The sequence below is a fragment of the Arenimonas sp. genome, assembly GCF_022842045.1.
Lineage (GTDB): Bacteria > Pseudomonadota > Gammaproteobacteria > Xanthomonadales > Xanthomonadaceae > Arenimonas.
The window spans coordinates 17734-43200 of sequence record NZ_JALHQI010000007.1 but is presented as its reverse complement, the minus strand read 5'-3'; the positions used below and the strand labels follow the sequence as shown (position 1 = coordinate 43200).

29 protein-coding genes are annotated in these 25467 nt (G+C 71.0%); 10 read left to right on the top strand and 19 right to left on the bottom strand.

All coding sequences use genetic code 11. From position 1 onward, the window contains the following. Positions 1-71: 71 nt before the first annotated feature. On the top strand, positions 72-848 hold the full coding sequence (locus Q0C12_RS03030; RefSeq protein ID WP_290886028.1) for a dienelactone hydrolase family protein: 777 nt from the start codon (positions 72-74) through the stop codon (positions 846-848). Between the two features lie 3 nt (positions 849-851). Here the strand turns inward: Q0C12_RS03030 and ptsP are convergent, their stop codons facing one another. The 13 genes from ptsP to Q0C12_RS02965 form a co-directional block, all read right to left on the bottom strand. Beyond that, a complete protein-coding gene (gene ptsP / locus Q0C12_RS03025; protein WP_290886025.1) occupies positions 852-2564 on the bottom strand; it encodes a phosphoenolpyruvate--protein phosphotransferase in 1713 nt (570 codons plus the stop codon). After that, positions 2564-2833: an HPr family phosphocarrier protein gene (locus Q0C12_RS03020; RefSeq protein WP_290886023.1), complete on the bottom strand. Its 270-nt coding sequence runs from the start codon at positions 2831-2833 to the stop codon at positions 2564-2566. The genes ptsP and Q0C12_RS03020 overlap by 1 nt, the downstream gene beginning before the upstream one ends. Continuing rightward, positions 2826-3218 carry a PTS sugar transporter subunit IIA gene (locus tag Q0C12_RS03015; protein ID WP_290886020.1) on the bottom strand — a complete coding sequence of 131 codons (393 nt, stop codon included), beginning with the start codon at positions 3216-3218 and terminating at the stop codon, positions 2826-2828. The genes Q0C12_RS03020 and Q0C12_RS03015 overlap by 8 nt, the downstream gene beginning before the upstream one ends. Before the next feature lie 18 nt (positions 3219-3236). Next, positions 3237-4085 (bottom strand): RNase adapter RapZ, encoded by an 849-nt coding sequence (gene rapZ, locus Q0C12_RS03010; RefSeq protein ID WP_290886102.1) that lies wholly within the window; start codon positions 4083-4085, stop codon positions 3237-3239. 23 nt (positions 4086-4108) lie between these two features. Continuing rightward, positions 4109-5059, bottom strand: a complete 951-nt coding sequence (gene hprK / locus Q0C12_RS03005) for an HPr(Ser) kinase/phosphatase (protein WP_290886017.1) — start codon at positions 5057-5059, stop codon at positions 4109-4111. 1 nt (position 5060) lies between these two features. Further along, the gene (locus tag Q0C12_RS03000) at positions 5061-5534 is read right to left on the bottom strand and encodes a PTS sugar transporter subunit IIA (protein ID WP_290886015.1); all 474 of its coding nucleotides are present in this window, start codon (positions 5532-5534) and stop codon (positions 5061-5063) included. A 7-nt stretch (positions 5535-5541) separates the two neighbouring features. Next, positions 5542-5868: a ribosome-associated translation inhibitor RaiA gene (gene raiA, locus Q0C12_RS02995; protein WP_290886012.1), complete on the bottom strand. Its 327-nt coding sequence runs from the start codon at positions 5866-5868 to the stop codon at positions 5542-5544. Between the two features lie 132 nt (positions 5869-6000). Continuing rightward, positions 6001-7434, bottom strand: a complete 1434-nt coding sequence (locus Q0C12_RS02990; RefSeq protein WP_290886010.1) for an RNA polymerase factor sigma-54 — start codon at positions 7432-7434, stop codon at positions 6001-6003. A gap of 31 nt (positions 7435-7465) precedes the next feature. Continuing rightward, positions 7466-8185, bottom strand: coding sequence for an LPS export ABC transporter ATP-binding protein (gene lptB, locus Q0C12_RS02985; RefSeq protein ID WP_290886008.1), 720 nt, complete (start codon positions 8183-8185; stop codon positions 7466-7468). Continuing rightward, positions 8185-8679, bottom strand: a complete 495-nt coding sequence (gene lptA / locus Q0C12_RS02980) for a lipopolysaccharide transport periplasmic protein LptA (protein WP_290886006.1) — start codon at positions 8677-8679, stop codon at positions 8185-8187. The genes lptB and lptA overlap by 1 nt, the downstream gene beginning before the upstream one ends. After that, positions 8660-9223 carry an LPS export ABC transporter periplasmic protein LptC gene (lptC, locus tag Q0C12_RS02975; protein WP_290886002.1) on the bottom strand — a complete coding sequence of 188 codons (564 nt, stop codon included), beginning with the start codon at positions 9221-9223 and terminating at the stop codon, positions 8660-8662. Before lptC ends, lptA begins: the two co-directional genes overlap by 20 nt. Next, on the bottom strand, positions 9220-9759 hold the full coding sequence (locus Q0C12_RS02970; RefSeq protein WP_290885999.1) for an HAD hydrolase family protein: 540 nt from the start codon (positions 9757-9759) through the stop codon (positions 9220-9222). The genes lptC and Q0C12_RS02970 overlap by 4 nt, the downstream gene beginning before the upstream one ends. A 7-nt stretch (positions 9760-9766) precedes the next feature. Beyond that, positions 9767-10768, bottom strand: a complete 1002-nt coding sequence (locus tag Q0C12_RS02965; protein ID WP_290885996.1) for a KpsF/GutQ family sugar-phosphate isomerase — start codon at positions 10766-10768, stop codon at positions 9767-9769. Positions 10769-10838: 70 nt separating this feature from the next. On the opposite strand from Q0C12_RS02965, the gene Q0C12_RS02960 reads away from it, so the two are divergent. Further along, positions 10839-11072 (top strand): BolA/IbaG family iron-sulfur metabolism protein, encoded by a 234-nt coding sequence (locus tag Q0C12_RS02960; protein WP_290885993.1) that lies wholly within the window; start codon positions 10839-10841, stop codon positions 11070-11072. Positions 11073-11075: 3 nt separating this feature from the next. After that, a complete protein-coding gene (gene murA, locus Q0C12_RS02955) occupies positions 11076-12335 on the top strand; it encodes a UDP-N-acetylglucosamine 1-carboxyvinyltransferase (protein ID WP_290885990.1) in 1260 nt (419 codons plus the stop codon). 48 nt (positions 12336-12383) lie between these two features. Here murA and Q0C12_RS02950 read toward each other — a convergent pair whose 3' ends face one another. From Q0C12_RS02950 to purM, 3 genes are all read right to left on the bottom strand, one after another. Then, positions 12384-13088, bottom strand: coding sequence for a DUF3108 domain-containing protein (locus tag Q0C12_RS02950; RefSeq protein ID WP_290885988.1), 705 nt, complete (start codon positions 13086-13088; stop codon positions 12384-12386). 3 nt (positions 13089-13091) lie between these two features. Next, positions 13092-13784: a phosphoribosylglycinamide formyltransferase gene (purN, locus tag Q0C12_RS02945; RefSeq protein WP_290885985.1), complete on the bottom strand. Its 693-nt coding sequence runs from the start codon at positions 13782-13784 to the stop codon at positions 13092-13094. Between the two features lie 143 nt (positions 13785-13927). Further along, positions 13928-14971 carry a phosphoribosylformylglycinamidine cyclo-ligase gene (purM, locus tag Q0C12_RS02940; protein WP_290885982.1) on the bottom strand — a complete coding sequence of 348 codons (1044 nt, stop codon included), beginning with the start codon at positions 14969-14971 and terminating at the stop codon, positions 13928-13930. 172 nt (positions 14972-15143) lie between these two features. Between purM and Q0C12_RS02935 the strand changes: the two genes are divergently transcribed. Genes Q0C12_RS02935 through hda form a run of 3 tightly spaced genes read left to right on the top strand, consistent with a single transcriptional unit; the run spans position 15144 to position 18111 of the window. After that, positions 15144-16298, top strand: coding sequence for a DUF2066 domain-containing protein (locus Q0C12_RS02935; protein WP_290885979.1), 1155 nt, complete (start codon positions 15144-15146; stop codon positions 16296-16298). Beyond that, on the top strand, positions 16295-17416 hold the full coding sequence (locus Q0C12_RS02930) for an AI-2E family transporter (protein WP_290885976.1): 1122 nt from the start codon (positions 16295-16297) through the stop codon (positions 17414-17416). Before Q0C12_RS02935 ends, Q0C12_RS02930 begins: the two co-directional genes overlap by 4 nt. Beyond that, on the top strand, positions 17413-18111 hold the full coding sequence (gene hda / locus Q0C12_RS02925) for a DnaA regulatory inactivator Hda (protein WP_290885973.1): 699 nt from the start codon (positions 17413-17415) through the stop codon (positions 18109-18111). The genes Q0C12_RS02930 and hda overlap by 4 nt, the downstream gene beginning before the upstream one ends. Here the strand turns inward: hda and Q0C12_RS02920 are convergent. The 3 genes from Q0C12_RS02920 to Q0C12_RS02910 all read right to left on the bottom strand — a co-directional run bounded on the left by Q0C12_RS02920 (position 18108) and on the right by Q0C12_RS02910 (position 21034). Beyond that, positions 18108-19226: a GGDEF domain-containing protein gene (locus tag Q0C12_RS02920; protein ID WP_290885970.1), complete on the bottom strand. Its 1119-nt coding sequence runs from the start codon at positions 19224-19226 to the stop codon at positions 18108-18110. The genes hda and Q0C12_RS02920 overlap by 4 nt on opposite strands. Positions 19227-19349: 123 nt before the next feature. After that, positions 19350-20036 (bottom strand): N-acetylmuramate alpha-1-phosphate uridylyltransferase MurU, encoded by a 687-nt coding sequence (gene murU, locus Q0C12_RS02915; protein WP_290885967.1) that lies wholly within the window; start codon positions 20034-20036, stop codon positions 19350-19352. Continuing rightward, positions 20033-21034 carry a phosphotransferase gene (locus Q0C12_RS02910; RefSeq protein ID WP_290885965.1) on the bottom strand — a complete coding sequence of 334 codons (1002 nt, stop codon included), beginning with the start codon at positions 21032-21034 and terminating at the stop codon, positions 20033-20035. The genes murU and Q0C12_RS02910 overlap by 4 nt, the downstream gene beginning before the upstream one ends. 142 nt (positions 21035-21176) lie before the next feature. Between Q0C12_RS02910 and Q0C12_RS02905 the strand changes: the two genes are divergently transcribed. The 4 genes from Q0C12_RS02905 (at position 21177) to Q0C12_RS02890 (ending at position 25466) form a co-directional block, all read left to right on the top strand. Continuing rightward, entirely contained in the window at positions 21177-22655 is a 1479-nt protein-coding gene (locus tag Q0C12_RS02905; RefSeq protein WP_290885962.1) for a mannose-1-phosphate guanylyltransferase/mannose-6-phosphate isomerase, read from the top strand. A 66-nt stretch (positions 22656-22721) separates the two neighbouring features. Beyond that, positions 22722-23903 carry an MraY family glycosyltransferase gene (locus Q0C12_RS02900; protein ID WP_290885959.1) on the top strand — a complete coding sequence of 394 codons (1182 nt, stop codon included), beginning with the start codon at positions 22722-22724 and terminating at the stop codon, positions 23901-23903. An 11-nt stretch (positions 23904-23914) separates the two neighbouring features. Continuing rightward, positions 23915-24712, top strand: a complete 798-nt coding sequence (locus Q0C12_RS02895) for a CpsB/CapC family capsule biosynthesis tyrosine phosphatase (RefSeq protein ID WP_290885956.1) — start codon at positions 23915-23917, stop codon at positions 24710-24712. A 28-nt stretch (positions 24713-24740) separates the two neighbouring features. Next, complete coding sequence (locus Q0C12_RS02890) at positions 24741-25466, top strand: polysaccharide biosynthesis/export family protein (RefSeq protein ID WP_290885953.1); 726 nt, start codon at positions 24741-24743, stop codon at positions 25464-25466. The last annotated feature ends 1 nt before the right edge of the window (position 25467 follow it).

Here is a 25467-nt window from a genome sequence, read left to right as displayed (position 1 = left end):
GCTCACGCGGCGCTTACCCCGCCGCGGCGGGGCCGGGACTATCATCCCGCCATCGCCAAGGAGGATCCGCCATGCGCACCCTGATCGCCCTCGCCCTGCTTGCCCTGGGCACCCACGCCACCGCCAAGCCCGTCGCCGAAGCCACCAGCTGGACCCACGACGGCATCACCTTCGACGGTTACCTGGTCTACGACCCGGAAGAAAAAGACCGTCGCCCCGGCCTGCTCATGGTGCCGAACTGGATGGGCGTCACGGACGCCGCGGTCGAGAAGGCCAAGCAACTGGCCGGCGACGACTACGTGATCCTGGTCGTGGACATGTACGGCCGCGGCGTGCGCCCGGCCAATGCCGACGAAGCGGGCAAGGCCGCCGGCGCCGTGTACGCCGATCGCGAGGCGTTGCGGGGTCGCATCAATACGGCGCTCGATACGCTCAAGTCGCTGGCCGGCCGGACGCCGGTGGACGTGGACCAGCTCGGCGGCATCGGCTTCTGCTTCGGCGGCGCGGTGGTGCTGGACCTGGCCCGCAGCGGCGCTGATGTCGCCGGCGTGGTCAGCTTCCACGGCAACCTCTCGACCTCGATCCCGGCCAAGGCCGGCGACGTCAAGGCCAGCCTGCTGGTGCTCAACGGCGCCGACGACACCTATGTGCCGGCCGAGCAGATCGCCGCCTTCCAGAAGGAAATGACCGACGCCAAGGCCGACTGGCAGTTCGTCAATTACTCCGGCGCCGTGCACTGCTTCGCCGAAGCCGACGCCAACAGCCCGGGCTGCCTGTACGAGCCCCGCGCCGCCAAGCGCGCCTACGCCGCCATGGAATCCTTCTTCGACGAGAAATTCGAAGACTGACGCTCACCGCGCCAGCCATTTCTCGATGGCGGCACGGTCGTGGGCGCGCAGGAGGGACTGGGCGCGGCGGCGGAGGCTGGCGTGGTCGGCGTCGCGGATGGCGCGGCGCACCTCCAGCAGCGTGGACGGGTGCAGGCTGAAGTCGCGCAGGCCCAGGGCCAGCAGCATCGGCACGTTGGCGGCCTCGCCGGCCATTTCGCCGCAGACCGCCACCGGGATGCCGTTGCGGCGGCCGTAGCTGAAGAGTTCCGCGAGCAGGCGCAGCATCGCCGGATGCCGCGGCGTGTACAGCGAGGCCAGCGACTCGTGGTTGCGGTCGACCGCCAGCAGGTACTGCACCAGGTCGTTGGTGCCCACCGACACGAAGTCCACCAGGTCGATGAAGTCGGGCAGGCCCAGCGCGGCCGCCGGCACTTCGATCATCGCGCCCAGCTCGACGAACGGACCCGTGGGTGCGCTTTCCGCCAGCAGCGATGCGCGCGCGGCCTCGAGCAGGGCGATCACGGCCTGCATTTCCTCGCGGCAGCAGATCATCGGCACCAGGATCCGCACCGGGCCGTAGGCCGAGGCGCGCAGGATGGCGCGCAGCTGGGTCAGGAACAGCGCCTCGTGCGCCAGCGACAGGCGCACGCCGCGCAGGCCCAGCGCCGGGTTGGGCTCGCTGCGCAGCGCCAGGCCACTGTGGTCGGCCTTGTCGGCGCCGAGGTCGAGCGTGCGGATGGTGACCACGCGGCCGGCCATGCCGAGCACCAGGTCGCGGTAGGCCAGGAACTGCTCGTCCTCGGTGGGCAGCTCGCGCCGCTGCAGGAACAGGAATTCCGTGCGGTACAAGCCGATGCCGTCGGCACCGAGGGAATGCGCCTCGGCGACGTCCTCGCGCGATTCCGCGTTGGCGTAAAGGCGGATGTCGACGCCATCCTGGGTGCGGGTGGGCTGGCGGCGCAGGCGGGTCAGCTGCGCCTGTTCCTTGCCGATCTCGGCGGCGCGGCGGTGGTAGCGCTTGAGGTCGGCCGGGCCAGGCTCGAGCACCAGCTCGCCGGTGGCGCCGTCCACCATCAGGGCATCGCCGTCGTTGGCCAGCGCCAGCAACTCGCCGGCGCCCAGCACCAGCGGCAGGTGCAGGCTGCGCGCCAGGATCGCACTGTGCGAAAGCGGGCTGCCGCTGGCCGCGACCACCGCCACCACGCCCTGCGACTGCAGTTCGGCCAGCTCCTGCGGCGCGACGGCATCGCAGACCAGGATTTCGCCGGACAGGCCGGTGGTGGCGTCGTCGCCGCGCCGCTGCAGCGCGGCGTGGACGCGGCCGATCACATGGTCGAGGTCCTCGCGCCGGCTGCGGAAATAGTCGTCGTGCATGCCCTCGAACACCGCGGCCAGCCGGTCGCGCTGGAGCTTCAGGGCGTAGTCGGCGGAGTAGCGGCCGGTGCTGACGAGGTCGTCGAGGCCGTGCAGCAGCTCGGGGTCGTCGAGGATCATCGCGTGCAGGTCGAGGAACTCGCCGACCTCCTGGGCCAGCGCGCCATGCAGGCGCTCGCGCAGGCCGTGCAGCTCGGCGCGGGCGGCGTCGAGTGCGCGGTGCAGGCGCAGGATTTCGTCGGGAACGTCCTCGGCGCGGATGCGCTGTTCCGTGACCACCAGCGCCTGGGGATGCCGGACGCGGACACGCCCGAGCGCGATGCCCCGGGACGCCGGCTGGCCGCGCAGGGCGCGCCGCATCAGCCGTCCTCGTCGAACCGGCGCTCGAACAGCGCCGAAGCCGCTTCCATCGCCGCCGCCTCGTCGTCGCCGTCCACGCGCAGCACCAGGCTGGCGCCGGGCGCCGCGGCCAGCAGCAGCACGCCCATGATGGACTTGGCGTTGACCTCGCGGCCGCGGCCGGTCAGCGAGGCCTGGCAGCGGAAACCGGACAGCAGCTGCACCAGCTTGGCCGCCGCGCGCGCGTGCAGGCCCAGCCGGTTCACCACCTTGAGTTCGCGTTCAAGCATCGTCGATCACCACGCCGTTGCGCGCACCGGCGGCGGCCGTGCGCGCGAGTTCGTCCAGGGCTTGTTCCGGGTAGTTCAGCGCGCGCAGCAGCATCGGCAGCGACAGGCCGCTGATGCGGTGGCAGGGCGTCCCCAGCCGGGAAAGTTTTTCCGCCACGCGGGCCGGCGTGGCGCCATACAAATCAACCATCAGCAGCACGCCGTCGCCGCCGTCCACCTTGCGCAGCGCGGCGCTGGCGGCGGGCAGCACCCCATCGGCATCCGCCTCCCAGGGCACGTCGAAGGCCTCGACCGACAGCGGCAGCGCGCCCACGAGCCGCCGCGCGGCCGCCAGCATGGGGCTGGCGACGCCTTCGTGGCTGACCATGAGGATTCCGACGGGCATGCCGGAACATTACCAGAGCTATTCGAGTTCGCGGTGGAAGGTGACGACGCCTTCGCGGCCCTGGTCGCGGAAGTGGCGGGCCAGGGTCTCGGCCAGGTAGACCGAGCGGTGGCGGCCGCCGGTGCAGCCGAAGGCAACCGTGAGGTAGCTGCGGGTCTCGGCCTCGAAGCGCGGGACCCAGGTGTCGAGGAAGGCCGTGACCTGCTGCCGGAATTCCTGCACCCGCGCGTCCCGGTCCAGGTGCTCGCGCACCGGCGCGTCGCGGCCCGAGAGCGGGCGCAGGCGGGCGTCCCAGTGCGGGTTGGGCAGCACGCGGGCATCGAACACGAAATCGGCGTCGGCCGGCAGCCCGCGCTTGTAGGCGAAGGACTCGAACAGCAGCGACAGGCCCTGGTGCGCGCCGACGCCGAGCTCGGTGATCACCTGCCGGCGCATCTGGTGCACGTTCATCTCGGACGTGTCCATCACCAGGTCGGCGATCGCCCGCAGCGGACGCATGCGCTCGCGCTCGAGTTCGATCGCGTCGGCCAGCGGCAGTCCGTCGTGGCTGAGCGGGTGCTTGCGGCGCGTGTCGGAATAGCGCTTGAGCAGCACTTCGTCGCGGGTGTCGAAGTACACCAGCTTGTAATCGAAGCCCAGCTCGCCGACCTCGGCCAGCCACTCCGGCACCCGGGTGAGGTCGGGCGTGCGGTTGCGCACGTCGATGCCCACCGCCAGCCGGTGCCGGCCACGGTTGTCGCTGGCCACCGAGCGCACGAACCGCGGCAGCAGTTCGGCCGGCAGGTTGTCGGTGCAGAAGAAGTCGAGGTCCTCGAGCGTGTTCAGCGCCACCGACTTGCCCGAGCCGGACATGCCGCTGACCACGATCAGCAGGGGGCGCGTGGCATCGCTCACGGCGCTTCCCCCTGCAGCAGGAACTCGCTGTGCCGGGCCAGGAAGGCGGCGGCCGGGTCCATGCCCTTGCTGCGCAGCAGGTGCAGGCGCACCGCCGCCTCGGCCAGCACGGCCAGGTTGCGGCCGGCGGCGACCGGCAATTCGACCACCGGCACCTCGAGGTCGAGCACCTTTCGGCTGGTGGATTCGCCGGTGATGCGCGCCATGGCCTCGGCCGAGGGGTCCTGCGCGCGCACCAGGTGCACGATCAGGCGCAGGTACTTGTTCTTCTTCACCGCGGTGTCGCCGAACATCTGGCGGATGTTCATCACGCCCAGGCCGCGCACTTCCAGCAGGTCCTGCAGCAGCTCGGGGCAGGTGCCGTCGAGCACGTCGGGCGCGATCTGGGTGAACTCGGGCGCGTCGTCGGCGACCAGGCGGTGGCCGCGGCTGATCAGCTCGAGCGCGAGTTCGCTCTTGCCCAGGCCCGAGTCGCCGGTAACCAGCACGCCGATGGAGTAGATCTCCATGAACACGCCGTGCAGCGTCAGCCGCGGCGCCAGCGCCCGCGCCAGGTGGTACTGCAGAAGGTTCAGCAGTTCGAAGCCGCGGCGCGGCGAGGTCCAAAGCGGGGTGTCGGATTCCTCGGCGGCGTCGCGCAGGTCGGTCGGGCAGTTCTGGTTCTGGGTGATGACCATCGCCAGAGGCCGCGCGTCCATGATCTTCTGCAGCACTTCCCAACGGTTGCGCGCATCCAGGCCGTCGAGCCAGGCGAGTTCGGCCGAGCCGATGATCTGGACCTTGTTAGGGTGGATCACGTTGAGGTAGCCGGCCAGCGAGGGCCGCCGCGAGAGGTGCTCGCCGCGCTCGATGACGCGGGCGTCGCCGCGCTGCCCGGCCAGCCAGCGAAGTTCGAGCCGCTCGCCCAGCTCGTCGAACAGCTCGCGGGCGCGCAGGCGGTCGGTCATGTCAGGCGGCCGCCGGGTGCGCGGCCTGCCACTCCGAAAGCAGCGCGTAGAGCGCGGCCGAATCGGGCGCCTGGCGCAGGCGCTGGCGGAACTCGGCGTCGCCGAACATCTCGGCCAGGTTGGCCAGCAGCATCAGGTGCTGCGTGGCGAAATGCTCGGGCACCACCAGCGCGAACACCAGGTCCACCGGCTGGCCGTCCGGGGCATTGAAGTCCACGGGTTCGGCCAGGCGGAGGAAGGTGCCGGTGGCGGTGGCCAGGCGGGCGCTGCGTCCGTGCGGGATCGCGACGCCGTGGCCCAGGCCGGTGCTGCCCAGTCGTTCGCGGCCGCACAGGCCGTCGTAGATGCCGCGTTCGCTCTCCCCGTCGGCGCCGTCGGCCAGCAGCGCCGAGAGTTGCTCCAGCAGGCGCTTCTTGCCGCTGGTGGTGACGTTGGCCTTGACGCGGGCCGGGGAGAGCAGGTCCAGCAGGTGCATGGCGATGTCAGCCGAAGCTGTCCGAACGGGCGGCGGATTCGCCGCGGTGGTGGTCGGTCATCTTCTCTTTCTGCTTGATCACCAGGCGGTCGAGCTTGTCGGCCAGCAGGTCGATGGCGGCGTACATGTCCGGCGCCACGGCCTCGGCGTGCAGGGTCTTGCCGGTGGTGGCCAGCGTGGCCTCGGCCTTCTGGTCGAGCTTGTCCACCGAGAGGATGACCCGCGTGTCGAGGTGGTGGTCGAAATGCCGCGCGACGCGCGCGAGCTTGTCCTGCACGTAGTCGCGCAGGGCCGGGGTGACGTCGATCTGGTGGCCGCTGATGTCGATCCGCATGGTCACGATCCTCCTGTTGTTGTCACGCACAGCAAAACATGGCCAAGGGCAACGCACCGTGACCGATGTCAAAAGGGGTGGGGAACTTTTCGCCGCGGCGGCGGGGACGGGCAGTCGCCATCGTAAGGGGCCTCAGGCCAGGCGTTGCCGTTCGTTGGAGGCGGAGATGTTCATCGCTTCGCGGTATTTTGCCACGGTTCTCCGGGCCACGGGGATGCCTTCGCCCTTCAGGATCTCGGCCAGGCGCTGGTCGGACAGCGGGGAGCGCGGGTTCTCGGCGTCGATCAGCTTGCGCAGCATGGCCTGGATGGCCGTGGCCGAGGCCGCGCCGCCGTGCTCGGTGGCAATGCCGGAGCTGAAGAAGTACTTGAACTCGAAGGTGCCGCGGGGGGTACGCAGGTACTTGCGGGTGGTGGCGCGTGAAATGGTGGATTCGTGCAGGCCCAGCTCCTCGGCCACCTCGCGCAGGGTGAGCGGGCGCATGGCCACGTTGCCGTGGTCCAGGAAGCCGCTCTGCTGGCGGACGATGGCCTTGGCCACTCGGGTCAGGGTGTCGGCCCGGGTCTCGAGGCTCTTGATCAGCCAGCGGGCCTCCTGCAGTTGGCCGCGCAGGTAGCTGTCGTCCTCGCGGCTGGCCTTGCCGATCAGGCGCTCGTAGTGGCGGTTGATGCCCAGGCGCGGCTGGCTGCCCGGGGCCAGGGCCACCTTCCAGACGCCGCCCTGGCGGTAGGCGATCGCGTCGGGGGCGATGTATTCGGCGTCACCGCCGCCGATCTGGGCGCCGGGCTTGGGGTCGAGCGAGCGCAGCAGGGCCACGGCCTGGTCCATGGCCTCGGCCGGTTGCTGCAGCTGGGCCGCCAGCTTGGCGGCGCCGCCCCTGGCGAGCGCGTCGAGGTGCTTGCCGCAGACCTCCTGGGCCAGGGCCAGGCCGGGGGTGTCCCCGCTCAGCAGGCGCAGCTGGACGCACAGGCACTCGGACAGGGTGCGGGCGCCGGCGCCAACCGGGTCGAAGTGCTGGATGATGTGGAGAACGGTCTCGATCTCCGCCTCGCTGGCGGTGATCTCCGGCAAAAGCGCGGCCTGGATGTCGGCCAGCGGGCCTTCGAGGTAGCCGTCGTCGTTGATCGCTTCGACCAGGGCCTGGCCAATGGCGATGTCGCGCGGGCCCAGGTGGCTCAGCTGCAGCTGCCAAAGCAGGTGGTCATGAAGGCCCACCGGCGCGGCGGCGGTGAATTCCTCATGGTCGTCGTCGCCCGTGCCGCGGCGCTCGCTGCCGCCGGCGCTGGACTCGAACCAGTCGGGCTGCTCGCCCGGGTCGAACTCGCCGCTGTCGGGGCTGTCGCCGGCATCCTCGCCCGAGGGCGCGTCCGCGGGCCGGTCGCCGTCGGGCGCCGTGAAGGCGGGTTCGGCGTCTTCTTCACGCTCGAGCAGCGGGTTGGATTCCAGCGCCTGGTTGAGTTCGGCCTCCAGCTCCATCGCCGATAGCTGCAGCAGCCGGATCGCCTGGCGCAACTGGGGCGTCAGGGACAGCTGCTGGCCGAGCCGGGTCTGGAGGGTGGGCTTCATGGCACTCCGCGGGGGGACCGCGCGCCCGGCCTCAGAGGCGGAAGGAGTCGCCCAGGTAGACCCGACGCACGTCGGCGTTGGCCAGGACCTCGTCGGGAGACCCCTGCGCGAGGACCCGGCCGGCATTGAGGATATACGCCCGGTCGCAAATGCCCAAGGTCTCGCGCACGTTGTGGTCGGTGATGAGCACGCCGATGCCGCGCTGCTTGAGGTGGCGGACGATGCGCTGGATCTCGCCGACCGAAATGGGGTCGACGCCGGCGAAGGGTTCGTCGAGCAGCATGAACCGGGGCGCGGCCGCCAGTGCGCGCGCGATCTCGACGCGGCGGCGCTCGCCGCCCGACAGGCTGGCGCCGGCCTGGCCGGCGACGTGGGCGACCTGCAGTTCCTCGAGCAGGGCGGCCAGCTCGCGTTCGCGCGCGGCGGCATTGAGTTCGGTGCGCAGCTCGAGCACGGCGCTGATGTTGTCGGCCACCGAGAGCTTGCGGAATACGGAAGCTTCCTGCGGCAGGTAGCCGAGGCCGCGGCGCGCGCGCTCGTGCATCGGCAGCGCGGTGATGTCGTTGCCGTCGAGCAGGATCTGGCCGGTGTCGGTCGCGACCAGGCCGACGATCATGTAGAAGCAGGTGGTCTTGCCGGCGCCGTTCGGGCCCAGCAGGCCGACCACTTCGCCCGGGCGAAGCGACAGCCCGAAGTCGTGCACGACCTGGCGCGACTTGTAGCTCTTGGCCAGTCCCGCCGCGGTCAGCATCAGTTGGCCGGGGCGGTCTTGGGCAGGATGCGGAGGGACACGCGCTGGCCGTCGCCGCCGCCGTCGAGGCGGCCGGTGTCGACGTTGTACTTGATGGTCTCGCCGCGCAGGTTGCCGCGCGGCTGCTCGATCACCACGCCGCCCGTGAGCACCATCACTTCGCTGGCGAGGGTGTAGGTGACCTGGCGGGCGCGCGCATCCATCGGCTCGCCGGTGTCGGAGACCTGGCGCAACCGCGCCGGGGCGCCGGTAAGGACGATGCGGTCGATGTCGCCGGCGCGGCGGTGCACTTCGGCGCGGTCGGCGTCCACCTCCAGGCTGCCCTGGCGGATCTTCACGTTGCCCTCGAGCACGGACACGGCGTCGTCGCCGAGCAGGGCGTCGGTGCGGTCGGCATCGATGTCCATGGGCTGGCTGCGGTCGGTGGACTTGGCCAGGACCTGGTCGGAGGCGGCCAGGCAGAGGATCAGCAGGCTAGTTGCGGCGGGGCGCATAGTGTCCTTTGACATCGTTCAGCAGCTGGAAACGCTTGGCCGTCATGTCCACGTCGAGGCCGGTGCCCACGAGTATAGAGTCGCCGTGGGTGACGGTCACTTGCCCGGCGGTGTCGGCCCGGTCCACGTCCGGCAGCACCCGCAGGCGCTCGGTGGCGAAGCGCACGCGCAGGCCGGCCTCGGAGGGCGGGCCGACCATCTCGACCTGGCGCAGCAGGTGCACCTGGTCGGCGCCCGGGCTGACCCAGGCGGCCTCGGAGCTCGCCTGCCAGCGCCCGCCCTGCGAGGCGGGGAAGGAGAAGCGCGGCTCGACCAGGCTCAGGCTCTTGCCGCCGACGTCGCGCTGCAGGTAGGGCCCGCGCACGGTGAAGGACTCGCGGCCTTCCTTGTCCAGCGTGGTCAGCTCGTAGTCGCGCAGCACGTAGTCGGAGCGCTGGGGCACCTGCACCGGCGGCACCTGGCGCTGGCTCCACTGCCACACGGCCAGGCTCACCAGCACCAGCGCCAGCAGGCCAAGCACGGCGTTGATCCAGGCCCGGCTCATTCGATGCCGAAGCGCGCGAGCACGGCGGCGCGCAGGCCGCGGGCCTCGAGCAGCAGGTCGCAGAGTTCGCGCACGGCGCCCTCGCCGCCGCGGGCGCGCGACTGCCAGTGCACGCGTTCGGCGACCCAGGGATGGGCGTTCGCCGGGGCGGTGGCCAGGCCGGCCAGCGCCAGCGCCGGCAGGTCGGGCAGGTCGTCGCCCATGTGCGCGGTTTCCGCGGCGCCGACGCCCAGCTGCGCGCACAGCATGCGCAGGGTGGCGGCCTTGTCCTTCACGCCGGTGTGCACGTGCGCGATGCGCAGGTCGCGGGCGCGCGCCAGCACCGCGGCGCTTTCGCGGGCGGTGACCAGGGCGACGGTGATGCCATGGTCTTCGAGCAGGCGCAGGCCCTGGCCGTCGAGCACGTGGAAGGCCTTCGATTCCCTGCCGTCGGCGTCGTAGTGCAGGCGGCCGTCGGTGAGCGTGCCGTCCACGTCGAAACAGGCCAGGCGGATGCCGGCGGCGCGGGCGCGGAGGTCGCTGTCGGGAAGGATCATCGCCGGATCAGACCACGCGGGCGCGCAACAGGTCATGAATGTTCAGGGCGCCGACGACCCTGCGATCGGCGTCCACGACGACCAGCGAACTGATCTTGAACTCCTCCATCAGGTGCGCGGCCTCGACCGCCAGTGCGTCGGCGCCGATGGTCTTGGGCGTGCGGCCCATCAGCTTCGACACCGGCGTGGCGTGCAGGTCGGTCTGCTCATCATCGAGCGCGCGGCGCAGGTCGCCGTCGGTGAACACGCCCTGCAGCACGCCGGCGGCATCGACCACCGCGGTCATGCCCAGGCGCTTGCGGGTCATCTCGAGCAGGGCGGCGGTGGTGCTGGCGTCGGCGTGCACCGAGGGCACCGCGGCGCCGGTGTGCATGATGTCGCGGATGTGCAGCAGCAGCTTGCGGCCCAGGCTGCCCGCCGGGTGCGAACGGGCGAAGTCCTCGGCGGTGAAGCCGCGGGCCTCGAGCAGGGCCACCGCGAGCGCGTCGCCCAGCACCAGCGCCGCGGTGGTGCTGGAGGTCGGGGCCAGGCCCAGCGGGCAGGCCTCGGCCGGCACGCTGGCGTCCAGGTGCACGTCGGCCAGGCGGGCCAGGCTGGAGGCGGGGCGGCCGGTCATGGCGATCATCAGGTTGCCCTGGCGCTTGAGCGCCGGGACGATGGCCAGGATCTCGTCGGATTCGCCGGAGTTGGACAGGGCCAGCACCAGGTCGGCGTCGGTCACCATGCCCAGGTCGCCATGGCTGGCCTCGCCAGGGTGCATGAAGAAGGCCGGGGTGCCGGTGGAGGCCAGGGTGGCGGCGATCTTCTTGGCGATGTGCCCGGACTTGCCCATGCCGGTGCAGACCACGCGGCCGCGGCAGGCCAGCATCAGCCGGCAGGCCGCCGCGAATTCGGCGCCGATTCGGGCGTGCAGGGCGGCCAGGGCTTGGGCCTCGACGTCGATGACGGCGCGGCCGCTGGCCACCAGGGCGGCGTCGGTGACCTTCGGGGCCTGGGCGGGATCGTTCATGCAGGGGGCGTTGGGGGTATGATGCGGGGCCTCATTGTAAGGCCTGCGCGCCAGCCGCGCCCCGTCCGCCATGACCCCCGACATCATCCAGAACCTGATCGAAACCGGCCTGCCCGGCGCCCGCGCCCGCGTGTTGGGCGACGACGGCGTGCATTTCGAGGCCACCGTGGTCTCGGAAGCCTTCCGCGGCAAACTGCCGCTGGCCCGCCACCGCCTGGTCTACGCCACCCTTGGCGACCGCATGGGTGGCGAGATCCACGCCCTCGCGCTGCGCACCCTGACTCCCGAAGAAGAAGAAAAATAAGACATGGCCAAGATCGTGATCACGGGCGGCGAGCCGCTCAACGGCGAGGTGCAGATTTCCGGCGCAAAGAACGCCGTGCTGCCGATCCTCGCGGCCACGTTGCTGGCCGACGGCCCGATCTCCATCGGGAACGTCCCTCACTTGCACGACGTCACCACCACCATGGAGCTGCTGGGCGCCATGGGCGTGCAGCTGATGGTGGACGAGAAGCTCACCATCACCGCCGACCCGCGCTTCATCACCTCCACCGTGGCGCCGTACGAGCTGGTCAAGACCATGCGCGCCTCGATCCTGGTGCTGGGCCCGCTGCTGGCCCGCTTCGGCCACGCCGAAGTGTCGCTGCCCGGCGGCTGCGCCATCGGTTCGCGCCCGGTCGAGCAGCACATCCGCGGCCTGCAGGCGCTGGGCGCCGAGGTCACGGTGGAGAACGGCTTCATCAAGGCCCGCGCCGAGCGCCTGCGCGGCGGCCGCTACGTGTTCGACATGATCACCGTCACCGGCACCGAGAACGTGCTGATGGCCGCGGCGCTGGCCAAGGGCACCACCGTGCTCGAGAACTGCGCGCAGGAGCCCGAGGTGGTCGACCTGGCCAACTGCCTCATCGCGATGGGCGCGCAGATCGAGGGCGCCGGCAGCAACCGCATCGTGGTGCACGGCGTGGACCGCCTGGCCGGCATCCACTACGACGTGCTGCCCGACCGCATCGAGGCCGGCACCTTCCTGGTCGCCGGCGCGATGACCGGCGGCAAGGTGTCGATCCGCCGCGCCCGCGCCGACACCATGGACGCGATCCTGGTAAAGCTGGAGGAGGCCGGCGCGCACATCAACACCCGCGACGACATGATCGAAGTGGACATGCGCGGCCGCCGCCCGAAGGCGGTGAACCTGACCACGGCGCCGTACCCGGCGTTCCCCACCGACATGCAGGCGCAGTTCGCGGCGCTCAACACTGTGGCCGAGGGCGTGGGCGTGATCACCGAGACGATCTTCGAGAACCGCTTCATGCACCTCAACGAGCTGCAGCGCCTGGGCGCCGACATCCGGGTCGAGGGCAACACTGCCATCATCCGCGGCGTCGAGCGCATGACCGGCGCGCCGATCATGGCCACCGACCTGCGCGCTTCGGCTTCACTGGTGCTGGCGGGCCTGGTCGCGCACGGCGAGACCGTGGTGGACCGCATCTACCACATCGACCGCGGCTACGAGAACATCGAAGAGAAGCTCGGCACCCTCGGCGCCAAGATCCGGCGCTTGCCTGGCTGATTTTTCTTGGCCGCGGTTTCCGTGTTCATCCGTGGCGAACAGAATGCTTCAACGGACCGCGGTGATGCGCAGGTCCAGGGTGCTGCCGTCGGACTCGTATTGCTTGATGCGCAGGGGCAGCCAGCCGCGCTCGCGGGCGAACCAGATCTTGGTGACGCGGCCGCTGTCGTCGTCGCGCAGGCGCTCGACGCGGATCGCCCGCTCGGTGCCCAGCGCCGTCTGCAGGCGGACGTTGGCCGCGGTGCGGTAGCGCTGGGTTTCGACGCCGCGGCGGTCGGCGACCGCGAATGCCATCTCCCCCCGGCGGCCGGCGGCCAGTTCGGCCATCAGGGCGGCCGTGACGGCGTGGCGGTCCAGCAGGTCGGCGCGCCAGGGCAGGTCCCGGCTTTCGTTCTTGTAGGTGGCGGTGGCGGTCCGGCGCGCCGGGTCCACGCGCAGGGTTTCCCGGCGCTCGTTCCAGGCGGCCTTCTGGCGCATGTCGTAGGAACGTGACTGCGGCGTGCCGTCGGTCCAGCGGATCACCGAGGTTTCTTCGCGGCGCACGCCGGCCACCGCGGCCACGCCCTGCGTGGCCTCGCTGCGGGTCACCATTTCCCAGTTCCCATCGGGCAGGCGGCGCAGGCTGATGCGGCCCGTGCCCAGCGGCTTGTTGTCCTGGAACACCGCGTAGTCGGCGGTGAACGGGGCCGGCGGCGGCGCGGCGAACGAGGCGCCGGGCAGCAGGCAGGCGAGGGCAATCAACAAGGTGCGCATGGCTCAGCCCTCCCTGAAGGTGTCGTCGTCGTTGAGCACCAGGGGTGCACGCAGCGGCTGGCCGTCGAAAACGACGGGATCGCGCGAGATGTCCATCCAGCCCGTGGCCAGCAACGCGCAGGTGCCGCTCAGCAGCGCGTGCTCGCGCGGCAGCAGGCGCGCGGCGAGGGCTGCGGCGTCGTCGCCGGCAAGCACCGGGATGCGCACTTGCGACAGCAGCGGGCCGGCATCGAGTTCGGGTACCACCACGTGCACGCTGGCGCCGTGCTCGGCGTCGCCGGCGGCGAGCGCGCGGGCGTGGGTGTCCAGCCCGGGGTACTTCGGCAGCAGCGATGGATGGATGTTGATCATGCGGCCCTCGAATCGTCGCACCGAAGCGGCGCTGATGATGCGCAGGTATCCCGCACACACGATGAGGTCGGGCTGAACGGCCGCCACGGCGCTGAACAGCGCTTCATCGTGGGCATCGCGATCGGCGAAGTCGCGCGGCCGCAGCGCGACGTTGGCGATGCCCGCCTCCCGCGCCAGTGCAATGGCCCCGCTGGCCGGCTTGTCCGAGAAAACACCCACGACCCGCGCCGGCAAGGGGCCGGCCGCGATGGCCCCGAGCAGGGCCTGCAGGTTGCTGCCGCGCCCCGAGGCCAGCACGGCGATCCTGTATTCCTCGGTTGGCTTACCGTCTGGGCGCAACTTCATTCCCTCGGCGGTGAATCAGGTGGAGGGCTTTTCTGCCACGGATGAACACAGATGAACACGGATAGGGCAAAGGAGCTGTATCGCCCCGCGGCTCGCCCCGGTCATTCCGCCCGCAAGTCCGGCAGTGACGCCATTCCCGCAGGTCAGCCGATGTGGACACGCTCTTCGCCGCGGGCCTTCACGACCTGGCCGATGGCGCGGTGGGCCAGGCCCAGGCGCTGCAGGTCGGCCGAGACCGCCGCCACGTCGCCCGGCGCCAGCACCAGCACGAAGCCGACGCCGCAGTTGAAGGTGCGCCACATCTCGGGGTTCGGCACCGCGCCTTCGCGCTGCAGCCACTCGAACACGGGCGGCAGCACGATGGCCGAGGCCTCGATGTCCAGGCCCAGGCCGTCGGGGATGACGCGGATGATGTTCTCGGTCAGGCCGCCGCCGGTGATGTGGGCCATGGCGTGCAGGTCGTGCTTGCCCAGCAGCTCGAGGATGGGCTTCACGTAGAGGGTGGTCGGTGCCATCAGCGCGTCCACCAGCTTCACGCCGCCGAGGTCGAGGTCGGCCGGGCGGCCGGCGCGGTCGTAGATGCGGCGCACCAGCGAATAGCCGTTCGAGTGCGGGCCCGAGGAGGCGATGCCCAGCAGCACGTCGCCCTCGCGCACCTTGGCGCCGTCGAGCAGGTTCGCCTTCTCCACCGCGCCGACGGTGAAGCCGGCCAGGTCGTACTCGCCGGGCGGGTACATGTCGGGCATTTCGGCGGTTTCGCCGCCGATCAGGGCGCAGCCGGCCAGCTCGCAGCCCCTGGCGATGCCGCCGACGACCGAGACCGTGGTGTCCACGTGCAGCTTGCCGGTGGCGAAATAGTCGAGGAAGAACAGCGGCTCGGCGCCCTGCACCAGCACGTCGTTCACGCACATGCCGACCAGGTCGATGCCGATGGTGTCGTGGCGGTTGAGCTGCTGGGCCAGCTTGAGCTTGGTGCCCACGCCGTCGGTGCCGCTCACCAGCACCGGCTCGCGGTACTTGCCCGAGAGGTTGAACAGGGCGCCGAACCCGCCCAGGCCGCCCATCACCTCGGGCCGGAAGGTGCGCTTGACCAGGGGCTTGATGCGCTCGACGACTTCGTTGCCGGCATCGATGTCGACGCCCGCATCGCGGTAGGTGAGGGGGGTGGGGGTGGTCACGGGCGGCATCCGGGGCGCGGGGAAGGGCGGCATTCTAGCAAGAGCGTTCGGGACTGAAGTCCCTCCTGCGGGCCACGCAACCTGTAGGAGGGACTTCAGTCCCGAAGCTCTCCTCCCGGAAGTTGGACGCCCCCGCCCGCCTTGCGGCACCATGCAGGCTGTGTTTTCAGCGAATCCCCCCATGCGCCCCAGCTTCCTGAATCCCTGCCTGCTTGTCCTGTTCGCGGCGCTTGTGCCGGCTGCGGCGATCGGGACTGAAGTCCCTCCCACGGAAGCGGCTGCGGCCGAGCCCGTGGCAGGTCCGCTGGCCGACGCCCCGGCGGGCGGGCTGCCGGCCGAACGTGACCTGAGCCTTTACCAGGGCCAGGTGACCCTGATCTCGCAGGGCGCCGGCGAGCGCCGCGCGGCGACCGCGCGTGCCCTGGCCCAGGTGGTGGTGAAGCTGACCGGCGACCCGAAGGCCGCCAGCCACCCGCTGGTGCGCCGCGCCCTGGCCAGCGCCGAAACCTACGTCACCACCAGCGACACCCGCGAATCGAGCGACCAGCAGGGCAATACCGCCATCGGCGGCGTGCCGGTCTACAAGACCACCATGAGCTTCGCCTTCGACCCCAACGGGGTGGATGCGCTGGTGGCCGCGTCCGGCCTGAAGTATTGGGGCGGCGGCCGGCCGCGGCCGATCCTGTGGCTGGCGATCGACGATGGCCGCGGCGCGCGCCTGGTCAACGCCCAGCAGCTGGCGGTGGTGAAGCCGCTGGCCGAGCGCGGCCTCGAGCGCGGCCTGCGCTTCGGCATGCCGGCCGGCAGCGCGGTCGAGCAGGCCGCGGTGCAGACCGTCTGGAGCCAGACGCCGGCACCGATGCTGCCGCTGACCGCACGCTACGGTGGCCAGGTGCAGCTGCTGGGCCGCGTTTACCGCGCCGGCGCCGGCTGGACCGCCGACTGGGTGCTGAGCGACGGCGCCACCGAGCTCTCGCGCTGGTCCTTCAGCGACCCCAGCCCGCAGCGCGCGATCGCCTCGGGTGCCGATGGCGCCGCCGACGCCATCGCCCGCCGCGACGCCGTGCCGATGCAGGCCGGTGAGCCGACCCAGTTGGCCATCGCCGTCACCGGCCTGCGCGACGGCACCGATTTCACGCGCGCGATGGGCTACTTGCAAACGTTGGCGGTGGTGACCGGCCTGCGCGTGGTGCGCGCCGAGGCCGACGCGCTGTCGCTGCAGCTCGACCTGGCGGTGGGCGCGGAAGGCTTCGACCGCTTCGTGGCCGCCGGCAGCGTGCTGGCCCGGGATCCCGTCGCCGGCGGCGGCGTGCCCACCTACCGGCTGCTGCCGTGACCGCCCCTGCCGCGCGCTTGCCCGACCCGTTCAGCGACCGCCGCCGCTGGCAGTGGCTGGCCCTGGCCGCGGCCGTGGGCGTGCTGGTTTGGCTGCTGGCGCCGATCCTCACCCCGTTCGTGGTTTCGGCCCTGCTGGCCTGGCTGGGCGAGCCGCTGGTGCGCCGCCTCGAGCGCGGCGGCCGGTCGCGCTCGATCGCGGTGCTGCTGGTGTTTTCGCTGATGACGCTGGTGATCGTACTGGCGGTGCTGCTGCTGATCCCGCTGATCGAGAACCAGGTGTCGAAGTTCATCGACTGGCTGCCGCGCTTCGGTGCCTGGCTCACCGGCACCGCGGTGCCCTGGGCCGAGCAGCGCTTCAATCTCGAGCTGGCCAGCTACATCGACCCGAGCGCGATCATCGAGCTGCTCAAGAAGCACTGGCAGGAAGCCGGCGGCATCGCCGCGACGGTGTTCGGCGGCGTGTCCAAGTCGGGCATCGCCATCCTGGGCTGGATCGCCAACCTGGCGTTGATCCCGGTGGTGACCTTCTACTTCATGCGCGACGGCGCCGGCATGCTGGCCAGGGTGCGCGACCTGCTGCCGCGCCCGGTCGAGCCGGTGGTGAGCCAGCTCACCCACGAATCGGACCAGGTGCTGGGTGGCTTCATCCGCGGCCAGCTGAGCGTGATGATCGCGCTGGGCGCGATCTACGCAATCGGGCTCACGGCGGTGGGCGTCGACCTGGGCATCCTGATCGGCATCGTCGCCGGCCTGGTCAGCTTCGTGCCTTACCTGGGCGCCATCGTTGGCCTGGGCGCGGCGGTCATCGCCACGCTGGTGCAGCACGGCGACCTGATGCACCTGGCGCTGGTGCTGGGCGTGTTCGGCCTCGGCCAGCTGCTCGAGAGTTTCTGGCTGACGCCATGGCTGGTGGGCGACAAGATCGGCCTGCATCCGGTGGCGGTGATCTTCGCGATCATGGCCGGCGGCCAGCTGTTCGGCTTCCTTGGCGTGCTGCTCGCGCTGCCGCTGGCGGCGGTGCTGGTGGTGGTGATGCGCTATGCCCATGCGCGCTACACCGCGAGCCAGCTCTACGGCGCCGATGACGCGGCGTCCCTCCCACAGAAAGACGCGTGAACACGCCGCAGCTGCCGCTGTCGCTGCGCACGCCGCCCGACCAGCAGTTCGACGCCTTCCACGGCCAGCCGGCCGTGCGTGATGCCGTGCGCGCGGGTGCGCGCGGCGAGGCGAGCGACTGGTTGTTCCTGGCGGGGCCGGCCGGCAGCGGCAAGACCCATCTGCTGCTGGCCGCCTGCGCCGAGGCCACCGCCGCCGGCCGGCGCGCCGCCTACCTGCCGCTGGCCGCATTCGCCGGGCGGCTCGCCGAAGCACTGGCGGCGCAGGAAGGCAGCGCGTTGCTCTGCCTCGATGGCCTGGACGCCATCGCCGGCAGCGGCGGGGACGAGGAGGCGCTGTTCCACTTCCACAACCGCGCGCGCGCCAGCGGCGCCGTCGTTATGTACGCTGCGCGCGGCAACCCGGTCGCGCTGGGCCTGCAGCTGCCGGACCTGGTGACGCGCCTGGGCCAGTGCGTGCGTTTCGCGCTGGAGCCGCTCGATGACGCGGGCCGGCGCGAGGTGCTGCGCCAGCGCGGCGCCCGCCGGGGCCTCGAGCTCGACGACGCCGTGCTGGACTACCTGCTGCGTCGCGTCGACCGCGACCTGGCCAGCCTGACCCGGTTGCTCGAGCGCATCGACCGCGCCAGCCTCGCCGCGCAGCGGCGCATCACCATTCCCTTCCTGCGCACGCTGCTGCAGGAAGGCGCGCCCTAGTCGCCGGCGGCGTAGACGATCCGGTCGCGGCCGTCGCGCTTGGCCTGGTACAGCGCGGCGTCGGCCCGCGCCAGCATGTCGTTGAGCAGGTCGCCGTCGCGGTGGGTGGCGATGCCGATGCTCAGGGTCGAGCCGAAGCGCTCGGCCCGCTCGCGGTAGTCGTTGGCCAGGCGCATGGCGAAGCGCTCGGCCTGGTCGTCGGTGGCGCCCGGCAACAGGCAGGCGAATTCCTCGCCGCCCAGGCGCGCGCACAGCTCGCCGGGGCCGACCCGCGCATCGATCAGGTGGCCCAGCTCGCGCAGGATCTCGTCGCCCACCAGGTGGCCGTGGGCGTCGTTGACGCGCTTGAAGTGGTCCACGTCGATGAACAGCACCACCGGGCGCTGGCCCGCCGCGACCGCGTCGCCCATCGCCGTGCCGGCCAGGCTGATCCAGCCCTGGCGATTGAGCAGGCCGGTGAGCGGGTCGCTGACGGCGCGCTGCCAAAGTGTTTCCACCCTCTGGTCCAGCCGGATGGCAAGGTTGGCGCGCGCGCGCCGCAGGGTCAGCCCGGCCGTGGCGCTCATTGCGTAGTAGAAGCCGAACAGCAGGCGCTCATCGACCGTGATCGACTCCAGCGCCAGCAGCAGCGTACCGGCCACGAAGGTGCTGGCCGCCAGCACCGCCAGCGCCACCCGCGGCCGCACCAGCAGCGGCAACACGCCGACCGGGATCAGCAGGAAGCCGGCCAGCGAAAGCGCCGGCATCTGGCGCCAGTCGTCGCCAAAGCCCGCCAGGCTCAGCAGCAGCACGGCGAAAAAGGCCGAGCCCAACAGCACCCGACGCCGCAGCGACGCCACCCGCCGGTACACGGCGGCCAGGGCCAGCATGCCGGCCGCCGCCGCGAACTCCCAACCCAGCGCCGCGGCCTGGGCCCAGTCGAAGAAGGCGTGCGCGGCCACGCGCAGCGTCTCCAGCAGGGCGAGGGCCAGCAGCAGGCTCGACAGTGGCCCGTGCAGCATGCGGATCTGGCGGCGGTACTGCTCGCGGCGGTCGTGCGGCGGCATGCCCGCCAGGTCGCCTTCAAGCGTGCGGGACAGGCCAGTTCGCAGGTTCTGGAGCAGGGAATGTGTCATCAGCCGGCCATTAATGCACGCGCGCGCTTGAGTCGCCACTTAACGCGGGCCGGGCAATGTCGCGAACTGAGACTTCCTGCACAGGAATTGCCGGCCGATTCGGCCGCGCCCCGGGCCGCACGGCTAGCCCAGGGCCGCCAGGCGCGCCGGGGTGCCCACGTCGGTCCATTCGCCGCGGTGGTGGCGGCCGTCCACTTCGCCGCGGGCCATGGCGGCGCGCAGCAGGGGCGCGAGCTTGAAGCGCGGCGGCGACTCGCCGGCGCCGGGGGCGGGGCCGATGACCTCGCGCCAGCTCGAAAGCAGCGAAGGTCGGTAGACGCCGATACCGGCGAAGGTCAGGCGCGGGGTGCCGTCGGCGTGCAGCACGCCGGCGGGGTCGAGGGCGAAATCGCCGCGCGGGTTGTGGTCGGGATTGTCGACCATCACCAGGTGCGCGAGGCCGCGCGGCTCGCGCGGCAGGGCGGCGAAATCGACGTCGCACCAGATGTCGCCGTTCACCGCAAGGAATGGCGCGTCGCCCAGCAGCGGCAGCGCGTGCAGCATGCCGCCGCCGGTTTCCAGCGGCTCGGCGCCCTCGCGCGAGTAGTGCAGGCGCAGGCCCCAGCGCGAGCCGTCGCCCAGCGCCGGCTCGAAGCACTCGGCCAGCCAGGCGATGTTCACCACGACGTCGGTGACGCCAGCCCCGGCCAGCCGCTCCAGGTGCCAGGCGATCAGCGGCTTGCCGCGCACGGGCAGCAAGGGCTTCGGCGTGTGGTCGGTCAGCGGTCGCATCCGCTCGCCCTTGCCCGCAGCGAATACCAAGGCCTTCATTCGCGCGGCAGGGTCAGGTCGGTGGTGCCGATGACGCGCTCGAGCAGCGCGACCAGCTCCGCGGTTTCCGGATAGCGCGCACCCACCTCGCGGGTGTAGCGCCACACCAGCGGCAGGTCCTGCAGGTAGCCGGCCTTGCCGTCGCGGTACCAGAGCCGGCAGAAGATGCCGAGCACCTTCAGGTGCCGCTGCAGGCCCATCAGGTCGAAGGCGCGCAGGAAGGCGGCGGCGTCCACCGTGGTCAGGCCCTCGGCCACCAGCCGCTGGCGGTAGTCCTCGACCCAGGCGTTCACCCGCGCTTCCGGCCAGGCGATGTAGCAGTCGCGCAGCAGCGACACCAGGTCGTAGGTGACCGGGCCGCGCACGGCGTCCTGGAAATCGATCACGCCCGGGCTGTCGCGCGCGGTGACCAGCAGGTTGCGCGAATGGTAGTCGCGGTGCACGAAGACCTGCGGCTGCAGGCGCGCGTTGTTCACCAGCGCGCGGAAGGCCGACTCGATGACGTCCCACTCCTCGCACTCCGGCGTGTAGCCGAGATGGCGCTTGAGCAGCCACTCCGGCATCAGCTCCATCTCGGTGACCAGGCGGCCTTCGTCGTAGGCGGGCAGGTCGCTGGCGTCGGCGTGCCGCTGCATCGCCAGCAGCGCGTCGAGCGCGGCACCGTAGAGACGGTCGGCGGTGGATTCGCCGAGCTCGGGCAGGTACAGGCGGTCGCCCAGGTCCTCCATCACCACGAAGCCGCGGTCGGCATCGGCGGCCTGGATCTCGGGCACGTGCACGCCGGCGCGGGCCAGGCGCGAAGCGACGTCCAGCCACGGGCGGATGTCCTCGCGGTCCGGCGGCGCGTCCATCACGATCCAGCTCCGGCCGGCAGAGTGGCTGCGCCAGTAACTGCGGAAGGACGCGTCGTTGGAGGCGCGCTCGAGGCTCGCGTCGGGGTCGGCAAGGGCCTGGCGGGTCCACTCCAGGCGCAGGTCATCGCGGGTAGGCAGGGTCATGCCGCGATTATCACCCGCGCCGCCCCTTGTGGGAGGGACTTCAGTCCCGATGCTTTTCGCCTGAACGCATCGGGACTGAAGTCCCTCCCACAGCCGGGGCGGGCAGGGCATCATGGAGGCCTGTTTTCCAAGGCAAATCCCCATGCCCCAGATCATCCCCGTCCTGCTCTCCGGCGGCTCCGGCACGCGGCTCTGGCCGCTTTCGCGCGAGACCCACCCCAAGCAGTTCCAGCCGCTGGTGGGCGAACAGTCGCTGCTGCAGGCCACCTGGCAGCGCCTGGCCGGGCTTGAAGGCGCCGCCGCGCCGATCGTGGTGGCGAACGAAGAGCACCGCTTCATGGTGGCCGAACAGCTGCGCCAGCTCGGGGTGACCCCCGCCGCGCTGCTGCTCGAGCCCCTGGGCCGCAACACTGCCCCGGCCATCGCCGCGGCCGCGCTGCAGGCCCAGGCCGGCGGCGACGACCCGCTGCTGCTGGTGCTGCCTTCCGACCACGTGATCCGCGACGAAGCCGGCTTCCGCGCCGCCGTGCTGGCCGCCGCGCCCGCGGCCGGGGCCGGCAAGCTGGTCACCTTCGGCATCGTTCCCACCGGCCCCGAGACCGGCTACGGCTACATCAAATCCGCCGCGTCCCCTGTGGGAGGGACTTCAGTCCCGATGCTTTCCGGCGAAGGGCAATCGGGACTGAAGTCCCTCCCACAGGCGCCCCTCGTCGTGGAGCGGTTCGTGGAGAAGCCCGACCTGACCACGGCCCAGGCCTACGTCGCCAGCGGCGACTACTTCTGGAACTCGGGCATGTTCCTGTTCCGCGCCTCGCGTTACCTCGAGGAACTGGCCGCGTTCGCGCCGGCCATCCTCGCCGCCGCCAAGGCCGCGCTGGCCGGGGCCAAGCGCGATGCCGACTTCCTGCGACTCGACCGCGCGGCGTTCGAAGCCTGCCCGTCGGACTCCATCGATTACGCGGTGATGGAAAAAACTTCACACGCCGCCGTGCTGCCCATCGACGTCGGTTGGAGCGATGTAGGCTCGTGGTCCGCCCTCTGGGAGATCGCCGACCAGGATCCGGACGGCAATGCCCACCACGGCGACGTGCTCGCGATCGACTGCCGCAACACGCTGGCCTGGGGTGGCCGCCGCCTGGTCAGCCTGCTCGGCCTGCAGGACGTGATCGTGGTGGATACCGACGACGCGCTCCTGGTGGCGGCGAAGGACCAGGTCCAGAAAGTCAAGGAGATAGTTTCTGCCCTCAAATCGCAGGGTCGGTCGCAGGCGAGCGTGCATCGCAAGGTGTATCGTCCCTGGGGAAGCTACGACGGCATCGACAGCGGCGACCGGTTCCAGGTCAAGCGCATCGTGGTCAAGCCCGGTGCGGCGCTCAGCCTGCAGATGCACCACCACCGGGCCGAGCACTGGATCGTGGTCAGCGGCAGTGCCCGGGTTACCTGCGATGACAAGGTGTTCCTGCTGGCCGAGAACCAGAGCACCTACATCCCGCTGGGCAGCAAGCACCGGCTGGAAAACCCGGGCAAGGTGCCGCTGGAGCTGATCGAGGTGCAGTCGGGCAGTTATCTCGGCGAGGACGACATCGTGCGGTTCGAGGACGTGTATGGCCGCAATGCATGATGCGCTGCGGGGCTGAGGCCAAGCCCCCGCACGCTGGCGGCAAGACGGGATCCTGAAAGCGGCCACATGGCCTGTTACCCCAAGGATTACGTTTCAAACCGCATGGACTACCTCAATCTCATCCACCAGCTCGACGGCCAGGCCTGGCAGCGCATCGCCCTGAGCTTCGCGCTGTGCGCCTTGGCGCTGCCGCTGGCACTGCCGCTGGCGCGCCGCTTCGGCCTGGTGGACCACCCCGGGGGGCGCAAGGACCACGGCTGCGCCATGCCGGTGGTCGGCGGGCTGGTGATCTATCTCGTGGTCGTCGCCGGCTTCCTGCTGTTCGAAGAGAGCAACAGCCTGCGTACTTGGGCCTTCATCGGTGGCGCCGGCCTGCTGGTGCTGGTGGGCCAGCTCGACGACTACTTCGACCTGCGCTGGACCTGGCGGATCGGCGCGCAGGCGCTGGCCGCGCTGCTGATGGCGCTCTTGGGTGGCGTCATGGCCACCAACCTGCACGACGTGTTCGGCTTCACCGGCGCCAACATCGGGCTGCTGGCGGTGCCGTTCACCGTGTTCATCGTGGTGGGCGTCATCAATGCGCTGAACATGGCCGACGGCGTGGACGGCCTGGCCGGCAGCCTGTCGGTGGTGGCGCTGGGGCTGTTCGCCTGCTTCGGGCTGTACTCGGGCAACGTGCTGGTGGTCGAACGCATCCTGGCGGTAGCCGCCGCGGTGCTGGGCTTCCTGGTGTGGAACGCGCGCTTCCCGTGGCAGCCGCGGGCCCGCGTGTTCCTGGGCAACGGCGGCAGCATGCTGCTGGGTTTCACCATCGCCTATGCCTCGGTGCGCCTGTCGCAGAGCCCGGACCACCCCATCTCGCCGGTGCTGGGCCCGTGGGCGCTGTCGCTGCCGCTGATCGACTGCGTGGCCTTGATGCTGCGCCGCTGGCGCCAGGGCCGCTCGCCGTTCGCGGCCGACCGCCACCACATGCACCACATGCTGCTCGACGCCGGCTTCCGCACCAGCGCGGTGGTGGCCATCATCGCCGGCGGCTCGCTGCTGCTGGGCCTCGCCGCCGCGGTGGCGATGAAGCTGGGCGTGTACCGGCCGCTGCTGGTGCTGGCTTTCTTCGTGCTGCTCGGCGCATGGTATGCGTTCAGCGTCGATTACGACCGCGCGGTCGCCAGGCTGGCACGCTGGCGCGGCGGCGATGCCCGCGCCGTCGCGGCGCCCAGCCGGGACGCGGCCGAGTCGGAAGCACATTGAAGGACGCCGGCATGATCGACCTGCACTGCCATCTGCTGCCCGGCGTCGACGACGGCCCGGCCACGCTCGAGGTCTCGCTGGCCATGGCGCGCTGCGCGGTGGCCGACGGCATCACCTTCACCGCCTGCACCCCGCACATCTACCCCGGCCTGTACGAGAACAACCGCGCCGGCATCGAGGCCGCGGTGGCCGCCCTGCGCACCGCGCTGGCCGAAGCCGGCATCCCGCTGCAGCTGGGCACGGGCGCCGACACCCACCTCGCCCCCGACCTGGTGGGCGGCATCCGCGATGGCCGCGTGCCCACGATCAACGGCAGCCGCTACCTGCTGCTGGAGCCGCCGCACCACGTGGCGCCGCCGCGCTTCGACGAATCGGTGTTCACCCTGATGGCCGCCGGCATCGTGCCGGTGATCACCCACCCCGAGCGCCTGAGCTGGATCGAGACCCACTATCCGGTGTTCGCCGACCTGGTGAAGCAGGGCGCGTGGATGCAGCTCACCGCCGGCAGCCTCACCGGCCGCTTCGGCCGCCGCCCGAAGTACTGGGCCGAGCGCATGCTCGACGAAGGCCTGGTGCACATCATCGCCACCGACTCGCACCACATCGACAAGCGCCCGCCGCTGCTGGCCGAGGGCCGCGAGGCGGCCGCGGCGCGCGTGGGCGCCGAGGAAGCAAGGCACCTGGTGCTGACCCGCCCGCAGGGCATCCTCGACGACCTGGCGCCCAGCCAGTTGCCCCCGCTGCCTGAACGGCCACGCCCCCCCGAACGCCGCCCCGGCTTTTGGCAGCGTCTGTTTGGCACCGCATAATGCTTCGCCCGGGCCCCCAGGAGACCCCATGACCCATTCCTTCCTCCGGACCCTCGCTGTCCTCGTGCTTTCCGTGGCCCTGGTGGCCTGCGGGACATCCACCAGCCAGTCGGTGCGCTCGGGCACCAGCAAGGCGGTCACCGCCACCGATGAACTGGGCGAGCCCGACACCCGCGCCGACTCCGGCGCCTACACCGGTACCAGCGAATATCGGGTGGGCCCGCAGGACCTGCTGGAGATCAGCGTGTTCCAGGTCAACGACCTCAACCGCACCGTGCGCGTGAACAGCAACGGCCAGATATCGCTGCCGCTGATCGGCGTGGTGCAGGCCGGCGGCAACACCGTGCCCGAGCTCGAGGCCCTGATTGCCGAGAAGCTTTCGGCCGACTACCTGCAGGCTCCGCAGGTCAGCGTGTTCGTGAAGGAATTCACCAGCCAGCGGGTCACCTTGGAAGGCGCCATCGCCAAGCCGGGCATCTATCCCATCACCGGCAAGACCTCGCTGCTGCAGGCCCTGGCCATGGGCGGCGGGCCGTCGGAGCTGGCCAACCTGCAGGGCGTGGTGGTGTTCCGCGTGGTGGACGGCAAGAAGATGGCGGCCGTGTTCGACCTCAAGCAGATCCGCGCCGGCGACGCCGTGGATCCACAGATCTACGGCGACGACATCGTGGTCATCGACCAGTCGGGGGCCAAGACTGGTCTTCGCCGCGTCCTCGAGACGATCCCGGTCTTCAACCTGTTCCGCGTCTACTGAC

Bases quoted from the DNA above. Each gene is read 5' to 3' on its own strand.
- Q0C12_RS03030 (WP_290886028.1), top strand. From the start codon at position 72: ATGCGCACCCTGATCGCCCTCGCCCTGCTTGCCCTGGGCACCCACGCC.
- ptsP (WP_290886025.1), bottom strand. From the start codon at position 2,564: ATGCGGCGCGCCCTGCGCGGCCAGCCGGCGTCCCGGGGCATCGCGCTC.
- Q0C12_RS03020 (WP_290886023.1), bottom strand. From the start codon at position 2,833: ATGCTTGAACGCGAACTCAAGGTGGTGAACCGGCTGGGCCTGCACGCG.
- Q0C12_RS03015 (WP_290886020.1), bottom strand. From the start codon at position 3,218: ATGCCCGTCGGAATCCTCATGGTCAGCCACGAAGGCGTCGCCAGCCCC.
- hprK (WP_290886017.1), bottom strand. From the start codon at position 5,059: ATGACCGACCGCCTGCGCGCCCGCGAGCTGTTCGACGAGCTGGGCGAG.
- Q0C12_RS03000 (WP_290886015.1), bottom strand. From the start codon at position 5,534: ATGCACCTGCTGGACCTGCTCTCCCCGGCCCGCGTCAAGGCCAACGTC.
- raiA (WP_290886012.1), bottom strand. From the start codon at position 5,868: ATGCGGATCGACATCAGCGGCCACCAGATCGACGTCACCCCGGCCCTG.
- Q0C12_RS02990 (WP_290886010.1), bottom strand. From the start codon at position 7,434: ATGAAGCCCACCCTCCAGACCCGGCTCGGCCAGCAGCTGTCCCTGACG.
- lptB (WP_290886008.1), bottom strand. From the start codon at position 8,185: ATGCTGACCGCGGCGGGACTGGCCAAGAGCTACAAGTCGCGCCAGGTC.
- lptA (WP_290886006.1), bottom strand. From the start codon at position 8,679: ATGCGCCCCGCCGCAACTAGCCTGCTGATCCTCTGCCTGGCCGCCTCC.
- lptC (WP_290886002.1), bottom strand. From the start codon at position 9,223: ATGAGCCGGGCCTGGATCAACGCCGTGCTTGGCCTGCTGGCGCTGGTG.
- Q0C12_RS02970 (WP_290885999.1), bottom strand. From the start codon at position 9,759: ATGATCCTTCCCGACAGCGACCTCCGCGCCCGCGCCGCCGGCATCCGC.
- Q0C12_RS02965 (WP_290885996.1), bottom strand. From the start codon at position 10,768: ATGAACGATCCCGCCCAGGCCCCGAAGGTCACCGACGCCGCCCTGGTG.
- Q0C12_RS02960 (WP_290885993.1), top strand. From the start codon at position 10,839: ATGACCCCCGACATCATCCAGAACCTGATCGAAACCGGCCTGCCCGGC.
- murA (WP_290885990.1), top strand. From the start codon at position 11,076: ATGGCCAAGATCGTGATCACGGGCGGCGAGCCGCTCAACGGCGAGGTG.
- Q0C12_RS02950 (WP_290885988.1), bottom strand. From the start codon at position 13,088: ATGCGCACCTTGTTGATTGCCCTCGCCTGCCTGCTGCCCGGCGCCTCG.
- purN (WP_290885985.1), bottom strand. From the start codon at position 13,784: ATGAAGTTGCGCCCAGACGGTAAGCCAACCGAGGAATACAGGATCGCC.
- purM (WP_290885982.1), bottom strand. From the start codon at position 14,971: ATGCCGCCCGTGACCACCCCCACCCCCCTCACCTACCGCGATGCGGGC.
- Q0C12_RS02935 (WP_290885979.1), top strand. From the start codon at position 15,144: ATGCGCCCCAGCTTCCTGAATCCCTGCCTGCTTGTCCTGTTCGCGGCG.
- Q0C12_RS02920 (WP_290885970.1), bottom strand. From the start codon at position 19,226: ATGACACATTCCCTGCTCCAGAACCTGCGAACTGGCCTGTCCCGCACG.
- murU (WP_290885967.1), bottom strand. From the start codon at position 20,036: ATGAAGGCCTTGGTATTCGCTGCGGGCAAGGGCGAGCGGATGCGACCG.
- Q0C12_RS02910 (WP_290885965.1), bottom strand. From the start codon at position 21,034: ATGACCCTGCCTACCCGCGATGACCTGCGCCTGGAGTGGACCCGCCAG.
- Q0C12_RS02905 (WP_290885962.1), top strand. From the start codon at position 21,177: ATGCCCCAGATCATCCCCGTCCTGCTCTCCGGCGGCTCCGGCACGCGG.
- Q0C12_RS02900 (WP_290885959.1), top strand. From the start codon at position 22,722: ATGGCCTGTTACCCCAAGGATTACGTTTCAAACCGCATGGACTACCTC.
- Q0C12_RS02895 (WP_290885956.1), top strand. From the start codon at position 23,915: ATGATCGACCTGCACTGCCATCTGCTGCCCGGCGTCGACGACGGCCCG.
- Q0C12_RS02890 (WP_290885953.1), top strand. From the start codon at position 24,741: ATGACCCATTCCTTCCTCCGGACCCTCGCTGTCCTCGTGCTTTCCGTG.